The sequence below is a fragment of the Microbacterium sp. AC026 genome, assembly GCF_979258475.1.
Genome location: NZ_OZ409857.1, coordinates 3,546,335 through 3,564,060 on the forward strand (window position 1 = coordinate 3,546,335; position 17,726 = coordinate 3,564,060).

18 protein-coding genes and 1 pseudogene are annotated in these 17,726 nt (G+C 68.3%); 10 read left to right on the forward strand and 9 right to left on the reverse strand.

What is annotated here, in order from left to right; all coding sequences use genetic code 11:
• Nucleotides 1–482: 482 nt before the first annotated feature.
• From ACZZ93_RS18005 to ACZZ93_RS18020, 4 genes are all read right to left on the reverse strand, one after another.
• The gene (locus ACZZ93_RS18005; protein ID WP_463511694.1) at nucleotides 483–2,072 is read right to left on the reverse strand and encodes an amidohydrolase; all 1,590 of its coding nucleotides are present in this window, start codon (nucleotides 2,070–2,072) and stop codon (nucleotides 483–485) included.
• Nucleotides 2,069–2,566, reverse strand: coding sequence for an MFS transporter (locus ACZZ93_RS18010; RefSeq protein ID WP_463511695.1), 498 nt, complete (start codon nucleotides 2,564–2,566; stop codon nucleotides 2,069–2,071). The genes ACZZ93_RS18005 and ACZZ93_RS18010 overlap by 4 nt, the downstream gene beginning before the upstream one ends.
• Complete coding sequence (locus ACZZ93_RS18015; RefSeq protein ID WP_463511696.1) at nucleotides 2,542–2,871, reverse strand: hypothetical protein; 330 nt, start codon at nucleotides 2,869–2,871, stop codon at nucleotides 2,542–2,544. Before ACZZ93_RS18015 ends, ACZZ93_RS18010 begins: the two co-directional genes overlap by 25 nt.
• Nucleotides 2,872–3,059: 188 nt before the next feature.
• A complete protein-coding gene (locus tag ACZZ93_RS18020; RefSeq protein WP_463511697.1) occupies nucleotides 3,060–3,305 on the reverse strand; it encodes a hypothetical protein in 246 nt (81 codons plus the stop codon).
• Nucleotides 3,306–3,386: 81 nt separating this feature from the next.
• Here ACZZ93_RS18020 and ACZZ93_RS18025 point away from each other — a divergent pair, with 81 nt between their 5' ends.
• Nucleotides 3,387–4,085 carry a TetR/AcrR family transcriptional regulator gene (locus tag ACZZ93_RS18025; protein WP_463511698.1) on the forward strand — a complete coding sequence of 233 codons (699 nt, stop codon included), beginning with the start codon at nucleotides 3,387–3,389 and terminating at the stop codon, nucleotides 4,083–4,085.
• A 30-nt stretch (nucleotides 4,086–4,115) separates the two neighbouring features.
• Here the strand turns inward: ACZZ93_RS18025 and ACZZ93_RS18030 are convergent, their stop codons facing one another.
• Complete coding sequence (locus ACZZ93_RS18030) at nucleotides 4,116–4,979, reverse strand: DUF72 domain-containing protein (RefSeq protein WP_463511699.1); 864 nt, start codon at nucleotides 4,977–4,979, stop codon at nucleotides 4,116–4,118.
• Nucleotides 4,980–5,403: 424 nt separating this feature from the next.
• On the opposite strand from ACZZ93_RS18030, the gene ACZZ93_RS18035 reads away from it, so the two are divergent.
• Complete coding sequence (locus tag ACZZ93_RS18035) at nucleotides 5,404–5,793, forward strand: hypothetical protein (RefSeq protein WP_463511700.1); 390 nt, start codon at nucleotides 5,404–5,406, stop codon at nucleotides 5,791–5,793.
• 5 nt (nucleotides 5,794–5,798) lie between these two features.
• On the opposite strand, the gene ACZZ93_RS18040 is transcribed toward ACZZ93_RS18035, so the two are convergent.
• The gene (locus ACZZ93_RS18040) at nucleotides 5,799–9,260 is read right to left on the reverse strand and encodes an error-prone DNA polymerase (protein WP_463511701.1); all 3,462 of its coding nucleotides are present in this window, start codon (nucleotides 9,258–9,260) and stop codon (nucleotides 5,799–5,801) included.
• Between the two features lie 61 nt (nucleotides 9,261–9,321).
• Between ACZZ93_RS18040 and ACZZ93_RS18045 the strand changes: the two genes are divergently transcribed.
• Complete coding sequence (locus ACZZ93_RS18045) at nucleotides 9,322–10,605, forward strand: hypothetical protein (RefSeq protein ID WP_463511702.1); 1,284 nt, start codon at nucleotides 9,322–9,324, stop codon at nucleotides 10,603–10,605.
• A gap of 190 nt (nucleotides 10,606–10,795) precedes the next feature.
• Here the strand turns inward: ACZZ93_RS18045 and ACZZ93_RS18050 are convergent, their stop codons facing one another.
• Complete coding sequence (locus ACZZ93_RS18050; RefSeq protein ID WP_056278977.1) at nucleotides 10,796–11,593, reverse strand: hypothetical protein; 798 nt, start codon at nucleotides 11,591–11,593, stop codon at nucleotides 10,796–10,798.
• Between the two features lie 132 nt (nucleotides 11,594–11,725).
• On the opposite strand from ACZZ93_RS18050, the gene ACZZ93_RS18055 reads away from it, so the two are divergent.
• From ACZZ93_RS18055 to ACZZ93_RS18080, 6 genes and pseudogenes are all read left to right on the forward strand, one after another.
• Entirely contained in the window at nucleotides 11,726–12,196 is a 471-nt protein-coding gene (locus ACZZ93_RS18055; RefSeq protein ID WP_463511703.1) for a prepilin peptidase, read from the forward strand.
• Between the two features lie 38 nt (nucleotides 12,197–12,234).
• On the forward strand, nucleotides 12,235–12,447 hold the full coding sequence (locus ACZZ93_RS18060) for a hypothetical protein (protein WP_042538484.1): 213 nt from the start codon (nucleotides 12,235–12,237) through the stop codon (nucleotides 12,445–12,447).
• Nucleotides 12,440–12,682: pseudogene (locus tag ACZZ93_RS18065) on the forward strand (CYTH domain-containing protein); the annotation flags it as partial. The gene ACZZ93_RS18060 and the pseudogene ACZZ93_RS18065, both read left to right, overlap by 8 nt.
• A gap of 104 nt (nucleotides 12,683–12,786) precedes the next feature.
• Complete coding sequence (locus tag ACZZ93_RS18070; RefSeq protein ID WP_463511787.1) at nucleotides 12,787–13,083, forward strand: CYTH domain-containing protein; 297 nt, start codon at nucleotides 12,787–12,789, stop codon at nucleotides 13,081–13,083.
• Between the two features lie 54 nt (nucleotides 13,084–13,137).
• Nucleotides 13,138–14,292: a type III polyketide synthase gene (locus tag ACZZ93_RS18075; protein ID WP_222839260.1), complete on the forward strand. Its 1,155-nt coding sequence runs from the start codon at nucleotides 13,138–13,140 to the stop codon at nucleotides 14,290–14,292.
• Nucleotides 14,289–15,032: a methyltransferase domain-containing protein gene (locus ACZZ93_RS18080; RefSeq protein ID WP_463511704.1), complete on the forward strand. Its 744-nt coding sequence runs from the start codon at nucleotides 14,289–14,291 to the stop codon at nucleotides 15,030–15,032. Before ACZZ93_RS18075 ends, ACZZ93_RS18080 begins: the two co-directional genes overlap by 4 nt.
• Nucleotides 15,033–15,063: 31 nt before the next feature.
• On the opposite strand, the gene lpdA is transcribed toward ACZZ93_RS18080, so the two are convergent.
• Nucleotides 15,064–16,461, reverse strand: a complete 1,398-nt coding sequence (gene lpdA / locus ACZZ93_RS18085) for a dihydrolipoyl dehydrogenase (RefSeq protein WP_053096802.1) — start codon at nucleotides 16,459–16,461, stop codon at nucleotides 15,064–15,066.
• Between the two features lie 9 nt (nucleotides 16,462–16,470).
• Nucleotides 16,471–17,130 (reverse strand): copper resistance CopC family protein, encoded by a 660-nt coding sequence (locus tag ACZZ93_RS18090; protein WP_463511705.1) that lies wholly within the window; start codon nucleotides 17,128–17,130, stop codon nucleotides 16,471–16,473.
• 99 nt (nucleotides 17,131–17,229) lie between these two features.
• Between ACZZ93_RS18090 and ACZZ93_RS18095 the strand changes: the two genes are divergently transcribed.
• The gene (locus ACZZ93_RS18095) at nucleotides 17,230–17,715 is read left to right on the forward strand and encodes an FHA domain-containing protein (protein WP_150115087.1); all 486 of its coding nucleotides are present in this window, start codon (nucleotides 17,230–17,232) and stop codon (nucleotides 17,713–17,715) included.
• Nucleotides 17,716–17,726 lie beyond the last annotated feature (11 nt).

The window sequence follows — 17,726 nt, forward strand, 5'->3', positions numbered from 1 at the left end:
GCAGCGCATCAACTGACTGTCGTCGCGAGCGGAGGAAGGTGCGGGATCGTGACCGGCGACGTCGATCGGCTCGGCGGGTTGTGGAACCGCTGCAGGTCGCTGAGCACCTCTTCCGCCGACATGTACGAGCTCGCCAGGGAAGGTTGCGCAGCCAGAGCACATCGACCTCGACGGCGTCGACCTGATAGATGCAGGCGACAGTCTGGCGCGCATCGTGCGGCTCGTACCTGTGGTCGACGATCAGCCACTCGGTCTCCGTGACCCTTCGGAGCTCGAACCTCGGATCGGGCATCGCGGACATCTCAACACTCCAATCAGTCGTTGTCACCATCGGCTGACAGAGGGAGCGCTCCGCGCCCGGGCGGGAAGACACCACCGCCTGGTCGACGGGCGCCCTCTGCCCGCCAGAGTTCACCAGAATTATAAGAACTCACCGGTATATCGCTCAAGTGAGCCGTGAGGGATGCGGCGGACAGCGCGCCTCAGGCTTCGTGCGCGGTCTTCCCGGCGATCACGGTGCGCAGGACTCGCGCTGTGAGCAGAGACGCGCTGCCCTCCGAGAACGGATCGACGTCGAGCACGGCGAAGTCTGCGACCTGGCCCACCGCGATCCGGCCCCGCCAGTCGCCATCGCCGATCGAGAGCGCCGCGTCACGAGTCGCATGCACGACCGCGCGTTCGAGGGGAAGAGCGAACTGCGGATGCACCGCCGGCACATCCGGGTCGAGAGCGGACGCCCGCGTTGTGGCGACGTACATGTTCGCGAGCGCCGCGTGCGGTGCGGTGGGGGCGTCGGTAGAGAAGGCGAGCAGTGCACCGGCATCCTCATACTCGGGCCACGCGAAGGCGCGATCCGCACGATCGTCGCCCAGCTGTGCTGCCCAGTTGGCGAAGATGGCGGGGTCGGCGTGCACCGGCTGCATGGAAGCCGTCACGCCGAGCCGTGCCATGCGCTCGGCCGTGCCGGGTGCCGCGTACTCGAGATGCTCGATCCGGTGGCGACGGGGGCGATCGCCATTGACGGTGATGGCGTGCTCGATGGCATCCAGCGCGAGGGTGCTCGCCTCGTCGCCGATGGCATGCAGCGCGACCTGCAGTCCGGCGGCATCCGCGGCCGCCACCACAGGGAGCAGCCGATCAGCGGGCCAGATCGGCGCGGCGTGGGAGCCATCCGCATACGGTGCGCGCATCGCCGCCGTGCACGCGTCGATCGTGCCGTCGAGCACGAGCTTGATCCCGATCACGCGAACGGTGCCGGAGTCGGCGACGGCACGCTCGGCCGCCTCGGCGACCTGAGCCAGGTTCTGGGCATCGTCACCCGTGTTGGCGACGAACCAGTGCGCGGCGATCCGCAACGGCAGCGCGCCACGTCGCTCCGCGCGCTCGAGCGCTTCGAGCGCGAGCGCGTCGAACGCCATGTCGACGGCGCCGGTCACACCGGCCGCGAGGTACGCCTCGACGACGCGCTGCACCGCCGCATCCCGCTGCTCGTCGGTGGTGGTGGCATCGCGGTGCGCCCACGCGAACTGCTGCGCGGCCGTCTCGTAGAGCATCCCGGTCGGCTCGCCGTCGGCATCCCTCTCGATCCGACCGCCGATCGGGTCAGGGGTGTCGCGGGTGATGCCGAGCTCGCCGAGCGCCGCGGAGTTCACCCAGCACGAGTGGTAGTCGTTCGCATCGAGGTAGACGGGGACGTCAGCGACGACGGCGTCGATCATCGCCGCCGTCGGCGCGCCGCCGGGGATCGCATCGAAGAGCCATCCGCGTCCGCGGACGACGCCGGCAGAGGTCTCGCGTGCCGCTGTCACTCTGCGCTGGATCTCGTCGAGCGACCCGGCATCGGTGAGACCGATCTGACCGAGCGCCTCGCCCATCATGAGCAGGTGCGTGTGCGCGTCGATGAAGCCGGGAAGGACGACCCGTCCCTCGAGATCGACCACCGAGTCCGAGGAAGGGGCGTCGGAGTCGGTCCCCACGAAGACGAACTCCGCGCCGTCGACGACGACCGCGTCGGCCCAGGCGGTGTCGTCGGCCGTGAAGAACCGGGCGTTGCGATACAGGGTGCGGGTCATCGGAGCGTCTCCTCGTGGGCGGCGGCACGCTCGAGGCGTGTCGAGAGCAGGGCGATCGCGCTTGCGGGCACGGCGAGAACGAAGCTGGCGATGCCCAGAGCGACGGCGAATCCCTCGAAGCCGAGCACGCCGACCAATGCCGCACCGATCACCGGTGTGAGTGCCGAGCCGACGAGGTAGACGGCCAGGAGGGGGCCCGACCAGCGGCCGTCGGCATCGAGGGCGGCCGAGGTCGAGACGAAGTACATGAAGGCGATCGCGTAGACGGTGTTCCACGCGATGAACACGATGATGAACGCGGTCGGATCTGAGGTGAACCCCTCGACGATCTTCAGGACGCCTCCGGACACCAGCAGCACGGCGAGCGGCACTGCTCGCCCGAGTCGGGACCCGACGACCATGAGCAGCACAGATCCGATCAAGCCGCCCGCCGTCGCGCCGCTGAGCGCGAGACCCAGGCCTTCGGGGGTCAGCCCGGTCTGCTCAGCACCCATGATGCCTGCCATGGCCCAGAGCGAGTCCTCACTCGCCGCCCACAGAGCGAACACGACGAGAAGGCCGAAACCGGCGATGGTGACAGTACGCGAGCGCGCGGGGAGAGCCGCACCGTGCCGGTCGGCGGCACGTCGATCGGCATCGCCTCGGCGACCGCGGCGCCGGCCTGTGGGTCGAGCACAGGCGCCGCGGGCAACCAGGCCGAGACGAGCAGGCCCACGATGCTGAAGAGCGCCAGCGCCCCGAAGACATCGATCGGGGCGAGCCCGATGAGGGGGATCACGGCCAGCACGATCGTGATCACGCCGCGATTCGCGAGACCGTTGAATCCGGCGACCCTGTCGGGGTTGCGGAACGCGGCGAGAGCGGCGCCCGAGGCGGCGACGGCGCCACCGGCTCCCGCGCCGCCGACGAGCAGCCCCGGAAGGATGAGAGCGGGGACCGCAGCGGCGGTGGCGAAGCCGACCGCGGCGATGGCGAGTCCGGTTCTGGCTACGACCCGCCGGTGACTGCCGGCGCAGAGGGGGCGATGGCCAGCCCGGTGACAGCCGTGAGCAGAAGAGTCGCGGTGACGAGCCAGCTGGCCGCGAGCACGTCCATGCCGAGACCCGTCTGAGCGGCGGTGATCATGTAGGGCGACAGGTTCACGCCCAGATAGCCGGCGATTCCGATCGCGAACGTGGCGGTGGCGGTGGGCAACCGGAGCGGAACCCGGGTGCTGAGGTCGATGGCGGTCATGGTTCTCCCACTGAGAGGGCACGGCGGTGTGCGCGAGGTGATGACGACGCGCATCGGGTGGGGCGCGGATCTCATAAACGAATGCTGTTCGTCAACGAATGGTGTTCACTATTATGCACAGGAGGGATGCCGGAGGGAAGAGATTTCTTCGTCGCCCGTCACAGAGAGCGAGAATGCGATGCCCAGGCCGTCGAGCCCCTACTGTCCCCCGACATCATCGGCGCGGCAGGCCTCGCGCTGTCGAGGGCCGGAGAGCCGTTCGGGGTGAACGCGATCGCGCGCAGGCTCGGTGTCCGGCCCTCTTCGCTGTACAACCACGTCGACGGCATGGACGGCATCATCGAGCTGATGCGCGGCCGTCTGGTCGAGGACTACCGGGTGAGGCCCGAGGAGAAGCAGTGGGACGACTTCCTGGTCGATCTGCTCAGACAGCAGCGCCAGATGTATGCCGATCACCCGCAGCTCGTACCGCTGCTGATCGGCAAGACGATCACTCATCCGGCGGTCATCGCCGCCTACGACGACCTGGCGACCGCTCTCGTCGACGGCGGTTTCCCCGAGGACGAGGTGCTCACGGTGATCGCGATCATCGACGCGTTCGCGATCGGCTTCGGCCTCGATCTGGCATCGCCGGACGAGGTCTGGGAGCCCGGGGAGGGGACGCGGACGCTCGGGCGCGTGATGGAGGGCGCCGAGCGCGGGACAGCCCGCGCGGATCGGACCTTCGAACTCGGCGTCGGTTTGCTGGTCGATTCGCTCCGTGCTCGCCTCACCCGATGACCCGGGAGCCGGTGGAGCGGCGGTGACTGCTCAGGATCCGGTGCGTGCGGTGACGAGCGCCTGGAGCGCTGCCGCATCGTGCGGTGCGTGCCCGCGCGCGTCGTTGTCGAAGTAGACGTACACGTCGCGCGGTCGGCTGTCGCCGGCGCCCGTGCCGTCCGACCAGGCGCAGAGCAGGTCGGCCCATTCGTCGAGCTCGGCGGCGGTGTAGGCGCTGTGATAGAGCATCTGTGCGCCATGAAGCCGGACATAGACGACCTCGCTCGTCAGGGCGTCGAAACGTGGCCATCTGCCGGCGGTGTCGGCGATGACGAGCGAAGCGCCGTGGTGACTGAGGATGCGCAGTGCCTCAGGATCGTCGAATGTCTGCGACCTGGGCTCGATCGCGTAACGGATCGGCTGGTCGCTCTCGAGCTCCGTCCAGGCTCGTCCGTCGAGACGCGAGTCGTGCGTCATCGCCAGCTTCTGAGCATCGCCCGTCGTGCGGGGGAGTGAATCGAGGAATCGTTCCAGGACCTCGGCGTCGAACTTCTCACGCTCCGGCAGCTGCCAGAGGATCGGTCCGAGTTGGGTTCCGAGGGCGAGGATGCCGGAGGCGAAGAAGTTGGCGAGTGCCTGTTCCGTGTCGCGGAGCCGCAGCATGTGCGTCACATAGCGGGATCCCTTGATGGCGAAGCTGAAGTCGTCAGGCACCTCGCTGCGCCAGCGACGGTAGCTATCCGGGCGTTGCAGCGAGTAGAACGATCCGTTGAGCTCGACGGTGGGGAAGTGCTGTCCGATGTGCTCGAGCTCCCGGCGTTGAGGCAGACCCCGGGGATAGAAGTCACCGCGCCAGCTGGCGTACCGCCAGCCCGACACGCCTATCCTCACCTGCGCAGCGCGTGCGGCGGTCATCGACTGATCCTCCTCCGCTGCCGCCGTGATTCGGGCGGCGTGAGGCGACGATAGGTGCGATGCCGTGGATGGGGAGCGGGGTTGACGCCCGTGGGCCACGTTGGTAGCGGCGTGCTCTCTCGCTCGGCTGTGCGAGAAGACGAGGATCGCGCGTGGTGCGAGGACTGGTTGCCCTCTCGAGTCGTCCAACCCCATTTGGATCACTCGAGAGGGCTCACCGTCCTTCCCGGACGGTAGGGGAGGCGGCGAAGATTTTCGCTGCTCTCTCGACTGATATCCCCAGATGTTCAGCCGGTAGCCCCCGCTACTCCTTGCAGAATATCGCTTAATAGCTCTGTCCGCCATTTGGGGGACAAAGAAATCTACGAATGTTTCTTCCAAGACTGGGGCTTGCCGCGAGAACGTGCACTCATAGAGTGGGTTCATGGACAGAAAGCTCGTGCTGAACGCGCACCTCGCCATCGCCCACGGGCACCGCGTCGAGGTGACGGAGCGCATCGACGAGCTGACCGGAGAGTCGCTGATCCTGTCGGTCAGCGACCTCGACACGGGCATCCGGTATCGCCGCGTCGAAGAGCCGCGGGGTGAGTTCCTCCGGTGGCTCGGCCGTGTCGTCGACTGCACCGTAACCATCGGCGGCCACTCCTCGCAGACGACTCTCACCGTCGACGCCGACAGAGACGGATCAGGGGCGACGAGCGCCAGGGCTGCTCTGAACGGGGCGGATGCGGCGGTCGACGCCGCGAAGGCTGAAGCCGATCGCTGGGGCGGCGGAGACCGCGTCCCCGAGCCCGAGCCCGAACGCTTCTGGTGAGCCGCTCACCGGAAGTCCCTCGAACGATGCGTCACCCCCGTTCGGAGATCTTCGAACGCGTCGGCGAGGACGTTCACGACGCCCTCCGCTGAACGCTCGAGGATGCCGCGGATGATCAGCGCAGGAGAATCGCGCGCCACCCGGTGGTAACGACCCCATACCCCAGTCGAGCAGATGACGTTGACGAGACCGGTCTCATCCTCGAGATTGAGGAAGGTGACACCGGCTGCGGTCGCCGGACGTTGGCGGTGGGTCACAAGACCGGCGACCTCGATGCGTCGCCCCGTCTCGTGGCTCTGCAGATCGGCTGAGGTGAGCACGCCCCGTTCGCGCAGAAGCCCGCGGAAATGCGCCATCGGATGGTCGTCGGTCGAGACGCCGGTCGCCCAGAGATCTGCGGAGAGCCGCTCATAGCTGGACTGATCGCTGAACAGCGGCGGTTGCACGGCGATCGTCGTGCCGGGAAGGAACCGGGATCGGTCTTCAGCGGCTGCCCCGGACAGCCAGATCGCCTCTCTGCGCTGGAGGCCGAGGCACTCGAACGCGCCGGCGGTCGCCAGGGACTCCAGCTGCGCAGCGGTGGCATCCGTGCGCCTCACCAGATCGTTCAGATCGCGGAAAGGTCCGGCTGCCTCGCGCTCGGCGACGATCTTCTCCGCCAGTTGAGTGCCGATGCCGCGCACACCGCTGAGACCCATGCGCACCGCATAGGCGCCATCTCGACGGTGTGCCGCCGACTCGTCCGGAGAGGAGCGATCGAAGCGCGGCACCCGGGGCTGCAGAGGGTCGCTGCAGGTGTCCCGCCCCGTCGGCATCCGCAGCGGTGAGCCCTCGAGGGGTTCGAGAGTCTCGGTGGCCCCCGAGGCGTGCAGATCGGGTCGACGCACCTCGACCCCGTGTCGTCGTGCATCCGCGGTGAGTGTCGACGCGGAGTAGAAGCCCATCGGCTGCGACCGGAGGAGCCCCGCGAGGAACGCCGCGGGATAGTGCAGCTTGAGCCAGGAGCTCGCATAGACCAGGAGCGCGAAGGACAACGAGTGGGACTCTGCGAATCCGAAGTTCGCGAAGGCCTGGATCTGCGCGTAGATGCGATCCGACTGCTCGGCGGAGAGTCCGCGTCTGGTCATCCCCGCGTAGAGCTTGTCTCGCACCTTGTCGATCTTCTCGAGCCCGCGCTTGGACCCCATCGCGCGTCTGAGCAGATCGGCCTCGTCGGCGGTGCAGTCGCCGATGGCCGTCGCCATCTGGATCAGTTGCTCCTGGAAGATCGGGATGCCCAGTGTCCGCTCGAGGATCGGCTTGAGGTCATCGTGCGGATACGGGATCTCGAGCACCACGGGCTCTTCGCCACGGGCGGCTCTGACGAGATTCTCCTCGTCGAGCGCATCCTTCGCCATCTTGCGGCGGACGAAGGGATGCACGGCCCCGCCCTGGATGGGCCCGGGGCGGATCAGCGCGATCTGGATGGCGAGGTCGTAGAAGGCCCGAGGCTGCAGGCGGGGGAGAAGGCCGATCTGCGCACGGGATTCGACCTGGAACACCCCGATCGAGTCGGCGCGGCAGAGCATGTCGTAGACGGCCGGCTCTTCTTTCGGAAGGGTCTCGAGCGTCCACCGCTCACCCGTGGCGTCGTGGATCAGGTCGAAGCAGTGCTGGAGCGCAGCCAGCATCCCCAGCCCGAGGAGATCGAACTTCACCAGCCCCATCCAGGCCGCGTCGTCTTTGTCCCACTGGATCACCGTGCGGTTCTCCATGCGTGCATGCTCGACGGGAACGACCTCGCCGACAGGGCGCGCGGTGAGCACCATGCCGCCGGAGTGGATGCCGAGATGCCGGGGAGCCTTCAGCAGTTCGCCCGCGTAGTCGAGCACGTTCGCCGGGATGTCGTGCTCGTCGGCCACCTCGAGCCCGGCGCTCCACCCATCGACCTGCCGGGACCAGGCATCCTGCTGTCCCGGGGAGTAGCCGAGAGCTCTCGCCATGTCGCGCACCGCGTTCTTCGGACGGTACTGGATGACGTTCGCCACCTGTGCCGCACGTTCGCGTCCGTACTCGCGGTACACCCACTGGATGATCTCCTCGCGGCGATCCGAGTCGAAATCGACATCGATGTCCGGTTCTTCCTGTCGGGTCGTCGCGAGGAAGCGCTCGAAGGGCAGACGGTAGAGGATCGGGTCGACGGCGGTGATGCCGAGCAGATAGCAGACGGCGCTCGCCGCGGCCGAGCCGCGCCCCTGGCACAGGATGCCGCGACGGCGCGCCTCGGCGACGATGCCGTGCACGATGAGGAAGTAGCCGGGGAAGTCCTTCTCCTCGATCACATCGAGCTCGCGTCCGATCCTGCGACGGCCGTCGGCATCCAGGCGCGGATACTTCGTCGGCACGGCCTCCCACACCAGGTGGCGCAGCCAGCTCATCGGCGTGTGTCCGTCAGGGACCTCCTGCTTCGGGAGGGCAGGTCGTGCACGGCGGAGGGAGAAGGCCGACGCTGCGGCGAGTTCGAGGCCGTAGGAGATCGCGCCGGGGTGGCGCCGGAAGCGCGCTGCCATCTCCGCGCCGCTGCGCAGATGCGCTCCTCCGTGAGTCGGAAGCCACCCGTCGAGCTCGTCCATGCTGCGCACGGCGCGCACGGCGGCGACCGCTTCGGCCAGTGATGCACGCTCGGGCGCTGCATAGTGCACGTTGTTCGTCGCCACCACCGGCAGTCGCATCCGTCTGGCGAGATCGGCGAGAGCGTCGTTGCGTCGTGTGTCCAGCGGGTCGCCGTGGTCAAAGAGCTCGACGGCGACGTGATTCTGGCCGAACAGATCCACCAGTCGGCGCAGCGGCGTCTGAGCATCTCCCGCCTCTAGGCCACGGCGGACCCCGCCCTTCCGGCATCCGGTGAGGATCGTCCAGTGCCCGTCTGAGGCGGCTGCCAGCTCCTCGAGGTCGTAGACGGGGCGGCCCTTCTCGCCACCGCGCAGGTGGGCGGCCGTCATCGCGCCGGAGAGACGGTGGTAGCCCTCCAGCCCGTCGGCGAGCACCAGCAGATGGTCGCCGACGGGATCGGGGGCGCCCCGCTGCGGTGCGTCGAGGCCGAGCGAGAGCTCTGCGCCGAACACGGTCTGGACGCTCACATCCATCAGCTCTGCGACCTCGGCGAAGCGGGCAGCACCGTAGAAGCCGTCGTGGTCGGTGAGCGCCAGTGCAGTGAGTCCGAGACGCTCGGCCTCGGCGAGCAGGTCCTCCGGTGAGGAGGCGCCGTCGAGGAAGGAATAGGACGAATGCGCATGCAGCTCGGCGTACGGGACGGCGTCCTCTGGCCTGCTGACGGACGTCGGTGGGTTCCGTGTGCGCTTGGTGCTGACGGGGCCGGGGTCGGGTCGGCTGCCGGGCGGGATGCCTCCCGTTGGGTAGGGCGATTCCTCGCCGCTGAGAGTGCGCTCCAGCTCGTTCCAGGACAGGGGAGGGTTGTGCCAGCCCATCAGCGGTACCTCCCTCAGCCCACCACCGGCCTCCGGTGCAGAAGACGAGCCAGGCCCGATCATGATCGTCGACGATCTGCAGGCGGTGCCCTCTCTTGCCGCCGGAGTCCTCCCATCGGCGTTCATGGATCGGCCACGGACCGGCCCACGCCTGAACGTCGTCGCCGTCGATGCGAGCGGGCGCCGCCGAGAGCGCACCCCGTTCGTCGACGAGGACGGTCTCGCCGTCAGGGGAGAGCACTCCGATGGGGCGAGGAGGGCGGAACACCTCGGCGGGGAGAGGGTCGGGAAGGCTCCCCGGCCAGGGCTGCGCTGGGTCTCTGGGGGCGACGGCGCGTTCGCCCCACGGAGTGAGCACCTGTCGATCGGCGAGCCAGCGCCCGCCGGAGAGGGCAGCGGTGACGACGCCCTCGTGGCCGAGCATCGTCTGCACGCGCGAGATGGCGTGATGCAGGCGTTCATCAGTGCCGGACCCGAAGAGGCCGGGCTGGTGATGGGCGGCATCGTCGACCGCCACGGGGACGATCCGCACCAGAGAGATTCCGCCGAAGGCACGAGCCTCATCGACCGGCTCCTTCGCGGATTCGGCTCCCAGTGCTTCGAGCTGCCAGCGCACCCGGTCGACGAGATCAGCGGCATCGAAGCAGGTGGGATGCAGCCAGGGGCGCGAGAACACCTTGCCGTCGTCGTCGGTGAGGTCGATGCGGACCTCGGTGCACACCACCGAGGCCTCACCGAGGGCGAGCATGACCGCATCGGCCGTCTGCCGCACGGCGAAGGCCACCTGATCGGCTCCGGCAAGTGGCGAGTCGAACTCGATGGAGCGAACGAGCTCGGGGTCAGGAGGTCGTGCCACCACCGCGCGGGAATCGGCGCCGGCGGCGAGGGCGTGCAGACGCGCGCCGCGCTCGCCGAAGCGATCGCGCACCTCGATCTCGTCGAGGGCCGCGAAGTCGCCGAGCGTGCGCACACCGAGCCGGACGAGCAGACCGGTGAGCTGCTCGTCTCTCAGAACGTTCACCGGGAGTGGGGCGAGGAAGTCCTTCGCGAGGCCTGCAGGTACGACGGTGCACGGTGCGCTCCCTCGCGCGGCGAGCTCGGCGGTGAAGGGGCCGTCGGCGATGCCCACGCGCACCTCGGGGAACCCGGCGTCGGTGAGGATGTCGATCAGGGCACGCCCCGCCTCGGCCTCGCCGTCGTGATAGCGCGCGATGCCCCGTGCCCGCACCGCCGCCAGCCCTGGACGCAGCAGTGCCGCACCGGGCGCGTGCTTCTCGATGAGCTGCAGCACGGGGAGGAACGCTCTTTCATCGCGGGCGGGGTCGTGGGGCATCACGCGCAGTGACGAGATATGGCCCTGAGCGACGCGGCGACGTTGGCCGGCGCGCACGCCGTGCTCCTCGCCGATGCGGTGCACGCCACGACGGTGTTCGCATGCACCAGAGCAGTCGGCGGATGAGGCGGTGGCCCGCCGAGAGCTGCTCTCAGCGGCCAATCGGGAAGCCACAGGACGAGGACGCGGAGTGGAGCGGCGGTCATCCGGCCACCGCCAGACGCGGGTACTCTAGCGGAGCGGCCTCGCCGCCGCGCAGGCCGGTCAGCCCTGTGATCTCGGCCATGGTCTCGGTGGCGACGTGCTCCGCCGGCAGCTCTTCCACTGCGCCGTGGGAGCCGGGAAGACGCACGCGCACGCTCGACGTCAGCGGACTGTGCCTCGTCCGCGCCGACACCGTCGCCGTGGAGCCTTCGATGAGCCCCCACCCCTCGCCGATGCCGAGCCAGTGCTGGTCGTGCAGCCGGATGGACCCCTCGCTCTGCGGCCAGGCGCCGGACTCCGCGGACTCGGTGACGAGCAGGGTGCTCCCGCGGTCTCGCAGTCGTGCGCTCAGTCGGGACACATCCGCATCGCGGGCCCTCCCTCCGGGCTGCACGGCGATCAGCGGAACCACCTCGGCGAGCGCAGAGGCCACGGCGAGCCAGCGGTCTCCTGGTTCGGGGACGAGGATCAGGCGAGGAAGCGCGATTCCGAACGCCGCTGCGGCTTCGACACCCAGTGTGGGCATGCCCACGACCGCGCACCAGTGGCCCTTGCCCGAGGCCGCGGCGAGCAGTGCGAGGACGAGACTGGGGGAGGGAGAGACGGTGTACGTCGCCCCCGTCTGCAGCCCCTCTTCGGGGAGCAGCGAGGAGAAGGCCGGATCGAGAGGGAGAAGCGGGTGCTCGCTGCGTCTGCGCTGCATGCGGCTGATCTCCCGGCGCAGCCGAAGAACCTCTCCGGCGCGGGAGTCGCCAGCCGGAGAGAGCGCGGTCACCGCATCGAGCCCGATCCCCATGAATCCATCCTCGAAGATATGTACTAATAAAGCAACTGGAGTAGATGACGATAGTTCGAACCTCCGACATCGCGGCGTGACGTTATCCACACGCGGTCATCGCCGCCGTCCGAGTTCTCCTAACCTGCGGGCATGGATCTCCGTACTGTGGCCGTCGTGACCGTTCATCTGGTCCTGTTCGCGATCGCCTGCCGACTCGTCGCCGTCGACATCCGCACGCATCGGCTGCCGAACCGGATCGTGCTCCCCACCCTCGCGGCGCTCATCGTGCTCGGAGTCGTCGACGCCATCACGGTCGGCCAGAGCGCCCCATTGGTCAGGGCCGTATCCGGGTTGCTGATCCTCGGCGGCTTCTACGCGGCGCTCCGTCTGCTCAGCCGGGACGGCATGGGCGGAGGCGATGTCAAGCTCGCCGCCGTCATCGGTCTGGTCCTCGGATGGCACAGCTGGCAGGCGCTCGCCGTGGGAGCAGCATCCGCCTTCGTGCTCGGCGCCGTGTTCTCCCTCTCGCTGATGATGCTCCGCAGGGCGGACGGCTCCACGCGGATCGCCTTCGGACCGTGGATGATCATCGGCGCGCTCCTCGGCATCCTGATGGAGTGAGGCGCCGTGCAGGGTGCCGTCGGCGATAGGGTGAGGACATGGCACTCGCACGACTTCACGGCGGCCCGCTCGACGGGCAGATCATTCCTCTCGGCGACGCGGACGACAAGCTGATCGTCCCCTACAGCGAGACCCAGGTGGTGTACAACCGGCGCGGTGACGCGCAGAACACCGGCGACACCGACGGTCCCACCGAGATCGACTACTGGTACGACGAATCCCTCGAGGACATCAGCCCGTCGGATGACTGAGCACCCCAGCGAGTCGCCGTCTGGCTCCGAGCCCTCCAGGGTCGTCGAGGTCGAGCGCAAGTACGACGTCGATGACTCCACGCCCCTTCCGGTGTGGGTGGGGATCCCCGGAGTGGATGCCGTGTCGTCCGGAGAGGTGCGCGAGCTCGACGCTCGCTACTTCGACACCGTCGATGCTCGGCTCTCCCGTGCAGGGATAGCCCTTCGTCGCCGCACCGGCGGCCCCGATGCCGGATGGCACATCAAGGGACCGCGAGAAGGTGACGGTCGCCTCGAGATCGGCTGGCCCCTGGGCGAAGACGACAGCATCCCGGATGCCGTGACCGAGACCATCTCGCGATGGGCGACGGCGCCGCTCACACCCTCGCGCGGATCGAGAACACCCGCACGGCGTACCTGCTCACCGGGACGGCCGGAGTCGTCGCCGAGTTCGTCGATGACCGCGTTCGCGCGACCGATCTCCGACACGACGTGCAGCGGGAATGGCGGGAGTGGGAGTTCGAGCTCGGCCCCGCCGCGCCTGCCGATGCGGCGGGGCGAGCAGCCCTCTTCGACGCCGTGGAGCGGGTCGTCTCCGATGCCGGGGGTCGCGACGCGTCATCCGGCTCGAAGCTCGCGCGTGCTCTGGGTTTCTGACGCCCGATGCAAGCCCCTTCCGTGCTGGCGCGCGGTCATGCTTGAGTGACAGACATGACCCGCGCTGCCGTGCTCCGCTCATTGCGGACGATCGTTCCCGACACCGTCATCGAGCAGCACGAGGTGCGCGACATCTTCGCCTCGCAGCCCGATGTCGGACGCCTCGCCCAGCGGATCATCGGGGCGTCGTTCAACGGCTCGGGCATCGACACCCGCCACACCGTCATCCGAGAGCTCTCGCCCGCGGCCGGCACGGACGACAAGATGTTCTTCGACCGTGAGACGGGCCGCCTGCAGTCGCCGGGCACCGCAGCCCGCAACGACCTCTATACGCGCGAGGCGTCGCGTCTCTTCGTGGAGGTGGCGCGCAGCGCCTTGGACGCAGACCCCGACATCGTCGCCGCAGACGTCACGCACGTCATCACCGCATCCTGCACGGGCTTCCACGCGCCGGGCCCCGAGTACGAGATCGTGCGCGGGCTGGGGCTGTCCGACAGCGTGCAGCGCTATCACCTCGGATTCATGGGCTGCTACGCCTCGCTGCCGGCGCTCCGTGCGGCGAGCCAGTTCTGCGCAGCCGACCCCACGGCCGTGGTGCTCGTGGTCAGCGTCGAGCTGTGCACCGTGCACCTTCGCTCGTCGGAGGACCCGGATCTCATCGTCGCCAACTCGCTCTTCGCCGACGGGGCGGCTGCCGGCATCGTCACCGCACGCGACCTCGCCACTCCTGTTCCTGCGGTGCGTCTCGACGGCTTCCACACGGCGATAGCCGCGGAGGGCGAGAAGGACATGGCCTGGACCATCGGCGACCACGGCTTCGAGATGATCCTGTCGACGAAGGTGCCGCAGATCATCGGGGAGACCATCATCGGCGCGATCCGTCCGCTGTACGCGCGTGAGGGCGAGCTCGCAGCCGCGTTCGACGAGGGGCGCGTGGGGGAGCGGGTGGAGCACTGGGCCATCCACCCCGGTGGACGCAGCATCCTCGACCGCGTGCAGGAGCGACTGAATCTCAGCGACGATCAGCTCTTCCCGGCCCGGGAGACGCTGCGCGAGAACGGCAACATGTCGAGCGCCACTGTGCTCTTCGTCATCAAGCGGATCCTCGACGACGGCGCGAGGGACGGGTCGCGCGTCGCCGCGATGGCCTTCGGCCCTGGGCTGACCGCCGAGAGCGCACTGATGACGGTCACCACCGGCATCTCGTGAGACACGACCTCTCGACACGCGCCACCGAGGCGCGCGAGCTCATGGACGACCCGCATGCGGACATCGGGATGCTGGAGCGCACCTACCGGCGCTTCCGTCTCGTGAACGCGCTCGTCTCCCGACCCCGACTGCTCTATCGCCAGGACATTCTGCCGCGCGCCCGCCGCGGCTCGATCCGCATCCTCGACATCGGCGCGGGTGGCGGAGACGTATGCCGGATGATCGCGGCGCGAGCGCGGCGAGCGGGTCTCGAGGTGGAGATCACGGCGCTGGACGCCGACGAGCGGGCGATCCGCTGGGCGGCGGAGCACGATGGAGGAGCCGGCATCGCATATCGCTGCGCCTTCTCGTCAGACCTCGTGGCGGAGGGCGAGCAGTTCGACGTGGTCTTCTCGAATCACGTGCTGCACCACCTCACCGGGGCGGAGCTCGACGGCCTGCTGCGGGACTCCGAGGCGCTCGTCGGCAGCGGCGGTGTCGTGGTGCACCGCGACATCGCCCGCACTCGACTCGCCTACGTGCTGTACGACGTCGCGACGTGGATCCTCGCGGGCACGCTGTTCCGGGGCTCGTTCATCCGAGAGGACGGCCTCATCAGCATCCGTCGCTCGTACACGAGGGAGAACTCGCCGCGCTCGTGCCGTCCGGATGGACCGTGCACTTCGGACTCCCCTCGCGGCTGGAGCTGCGCAGGCGCGCCGACGCGGTCTCATGACGCACGAAGGCCCGGCCACGTGTGAGCGTGCCGGGCCTTCGAGTCGATCGCGGTGATCAGAAGTTGATCATGTGACCTGCGAGGCCGTGGAAGCCCTCCTGCAGCGCCTCCGAGAGCGTCGGGTGCGTGTGCACGTTGCGAGCCAGCTCGAGGGCCGTGAGGTCCCACTTCTGGGCCAGCGTCAGCTCGGGCAGGAGCTCCGACACGTCGGGGCCGATCATGTGAGCGCCGATGAGCTCGAGGTGCTCGGCGTCGGCGATCAGCTTGACGAACCCGACGGGCTCGCCGAGTCCGTGCGCCTTGCCGTTGGCCATGAACGGGAACGTCGCGACCTTGATCTCGCGTCCCTCGTCCTTCGCCTGCTGCTCGGTGAGACCGAACGAGGCGACCTGCGGCGAGCAGAACGTCGCGCGCGGCATCATGCGGTAGTCACCCAGCGTCTGCGTCTCCGCGCCGCCGATGGTCTCTGCGGCCACGACCCCCTGCGCCTCGGCCACATGGGCGAGCTGCAGCTTGGCGGTGACGTCGCCGATCGCGTAGATGCCCTCGACGTTCGTGCGCATGTGGTCGTCGATGTCGATCGCGCCGCGCTCGGTGAGCTTCACGCCGGTGGCCTCGAGACCGAAGCCCTCGATGTTGGGGGCGAAGCCGACCGACATGAGCACCTTGTCGGCCTCGATCGAACTCTGCTGACCGTCCTTGCCGGTGTAGGAGACGGTGACGGACGAGCCGTTGTCCACGACGGACTCGACCTTGGTGGAGGTCAGGATGTCGACGCCGTAGTTCTTGTACTGCTTGGCGATCTCCTTCGACACGTCGGCATCCTCGTTCGGGAGGGCACGGTCGAGGAACTCGATGATGGTGACCTTGACGCCGTAGTTCGTCATCACGTACGCGAACTCCATGCCGATGGCGCCGGCGCCCACGATGACGATGGACTTCGGCAGCTCGCGCGAGAGGATCTGCTCTTCGTACGTCACGACGTTGTCGCTGAGCTGGACGCCCGGAAGAAGTCGGACCTTCGAGCCCGTCGCGATGATCGCGTTGTCGAAGGTGACCTCTTCGGTCGAGCCGTCGGACTTCGCGACCGAGATCGCCTTCGGGCCCGTGAAGGTGCCGCGACCGTCGTACTCGGTCACCTTGTTCTTCTTCATCAGGAAGTGGATGCCCTTGACGCGACCGTCGGCGACGACGCGGCTGCGGTCGAACGCCTTGCCGTAGTCGATCGTGAACTCACCCGAGATGCCGAAGAAGTCGGCCTTGTGGTTGAGCGTGTGCGCGAGCTCCGCGTTCTTCAGAAGAGCCTTGGAGGGGATGCAGCCCACGTTGAGGCACACACCGCCCCAGTACTTCTCTTCGATGATGGCGGTGGACAGACCGAGCTGCGCGCTGCGAACCGCAGCGACGTATCCGCCAGGACCTGCACCGAGGATGACGACATCGTAATGTGGCATGCGTTAAGCCTATCGCCCCGAGGGGAGGTCGGAATCGGCGGATGCCGGGTCGCGGCGACCGCGGACGACGAGCCAGACGACGATGCCGACGATCACGAGGACGCCGACGATCGAGAGCACCCAGATCGTCGTCATCGGCGCCGCTGAGTCGTCGCTCTCGGGGGCCGGGGTGGCGTCCGTCCCGGGGCCCGCGGTCGCAGCCGGCTCGGGTGCTGCGGTGGCACTGGCAGTGGGCTCGGAGCCGGGCTCCGAGGTGGGCGCGGCCTCCGTGCTGTTCGTGACCGTGAAGTCGAACTCTCCCGACGTCGGATGGCCGTCGCTCGACACGACCTTCCAGATCACGTGATGGACGCCGGCTGGGGCCTCGGCGGCGAGCGGCTGAGTGACGATCGCCCCCTCGACCGTGGCGGCTCCGTCGGTGACCGAGTTGCCGGACGGATCCGTCACGACGACCTCGGTCGCGCCGGTCTCGTCGATGAGCTTCGCGCTGAAGGTGAGCGTCAATGCGGTGGGAAGCGTGTCTACCGTGCTGTCGGCCTCGGGGGAGGAGGCGAGCAGGCTGTCGTGGGCCGAGGCGGAGAGAGGTGCGAACAGCACGAGGAATGCGGTCAGGAGGGCGGCCGCAAGGGCGATCGGAGCTGCGGGGAGGCGACGGGCTGTGGTTTTCACGTGCTCAGCCTATGAAGTGTCGGTATGCGGTGCCTGATAGTGACGCGAGCTCCCGCGAGCGCCGTCCGATCAGTTAGTCTGGAGGACTAGGAGGGCATAGTGACAGACAGCCAGAATCGATCGGGCGGAGACGCCGCGATCCACCGTCCCGGCGAGCAGAGGCACGACGTGACGCAGACGTTCGGGCATGACTCGGACCTCTCCTTCGTGCCTTTCGGCGTGGAGCTCACCGACGTGGAGCAGGGCGCCATCGCGGCCCTTCCCTCCGGTTCCGCACTGCTTCTCGTGCGCTCCGGAGCTCTCGCGGGGGCCCGCTACCTTCTCGACACCGATGTGACGACCGTGGGCCGCCACCCCGAAGCCGACATCTTCTTCGATGACGTGACCGTCTCGCGTCGCCATGCGGAAGTGACTCGCAACGGATCGACGTTCGAGATCATCGACCAGCGTTCGCTCAACGGCACGTATGTGAACGGTGAGCGCGTCGACCGCAGTCCGCTGGTCGACGGCACCGAGCTTCGCGTCGGCAAGTTCCGGTTGAACTTCTTCGCCTCTCCCGTCGATCGCGTCGCGGCGATCGACTGATGGCGGCTTCC

Excerpts from the sequence above, each read along its gene's own strand:
- ACZZ93_RS18005 (WP_463511694.1), bottom strand. The coding sequence starts at position 2,072 with ATGACCCGCACCCTGTATCGCAACGCCCGGTTCTTCACGGCCGACGAC.
- ACZZ93_RS18010 (WP_463511695.1), bottom strand. The coding sequence starts at position 2,566 with ATGGGTGCTGAGCAGACCGGGCTGACCCCCGAAGGCCTGGGTCTCGCG.
- ACZZ93_RS18020 (WP_463511697.1), bottom strand. The coding sequence starts at position 3,305 with ATGACCGCCATCGACCTCAGCACCCGGGTTCCGCTCCGGTTGCCCACC.
- ACZZ93_RS18025 (WP_463511698.1), top strand. The coding sequence starts at position 3,387 with ATGCTGTTCGTCAACGAATGGTGTTCACTATTATGCACAGGAGGGATG.
- ACZZ93_RS18030 (WP_463511699.1), bottom strand. The coding sequence starts at position 4,979 with ATGACCGCCGCACGCGCTGCGCAGGTGAGGATAGGCGTGTCGGGCTGG.
- ACZZ93_RS18035 (WP_463511700.1), top strand. The coding sequence starts at position 5,404 with ATGGACAGAAAGCTCGTGCTGAACGCGCACCTCGCCATCGCCCACGGG.
- ACZZ93_RS18040 (WP_463511701.1), bottom strand. The coding sequence starts at position 9,260 with ATGGGCTGGCACAACCCTCCCCTGTCCTGGAACGAGCTGGAGCGCACT.
- ACZZ93_RS18045 (WP_463511702.1), top strand. The coding sequence starts at position 9,322 with ATGATCGTCGACGATCTGCAGGCGGTGCCCTCTCTTGCCGCCGGAGTC.
- ACZZ93_RS18050 (WP_056278977.1), bottom strand. The coding sequence starts at position 11,593 with ATGGGGATCGGGCTCGATGCGGTGACCGCGCTCTCTCCGGCTGGCGAC.
- ACZZ93_RS18055 (WP_463511703.1), top strand. The coding sequence starts at position 11,726 with ATGGATCTCCGTACTGTGGCCGTCGTGACCGTTCATCTGGTCCTGTTC.
- ACZZ93_RS18060 (WP_042538484.1), top strand. The coding sequence starts at position 12,235 with ATGGCACTCGCACGACTTCACGGCGGCCCGCTCGACGGGCAGATCATT.
- ACZZ93_RS18070 (WP_463511787.1), top strand. The coding sequence starts at position 12,787 with ATGGGCGACGGCGCCGCTCACACCCTCGCGCGGATCGAGAACACCCGC.
- ACZZ93_RS18075 (WP_222839260.1), top strand. The coding sequence starts at position 13,138 with ATGACCCGCGCTGCCGTGCTCCGCTCATTGCGGACGATCGTTCCCGAC.
- lpdA (WP_053096802.1), bottom strand. The coding sequence starts at position 16,461 with ATGCCACATTACGATGTCGTCATCCTCGGTGCAGGTCCTGGCGGATAC.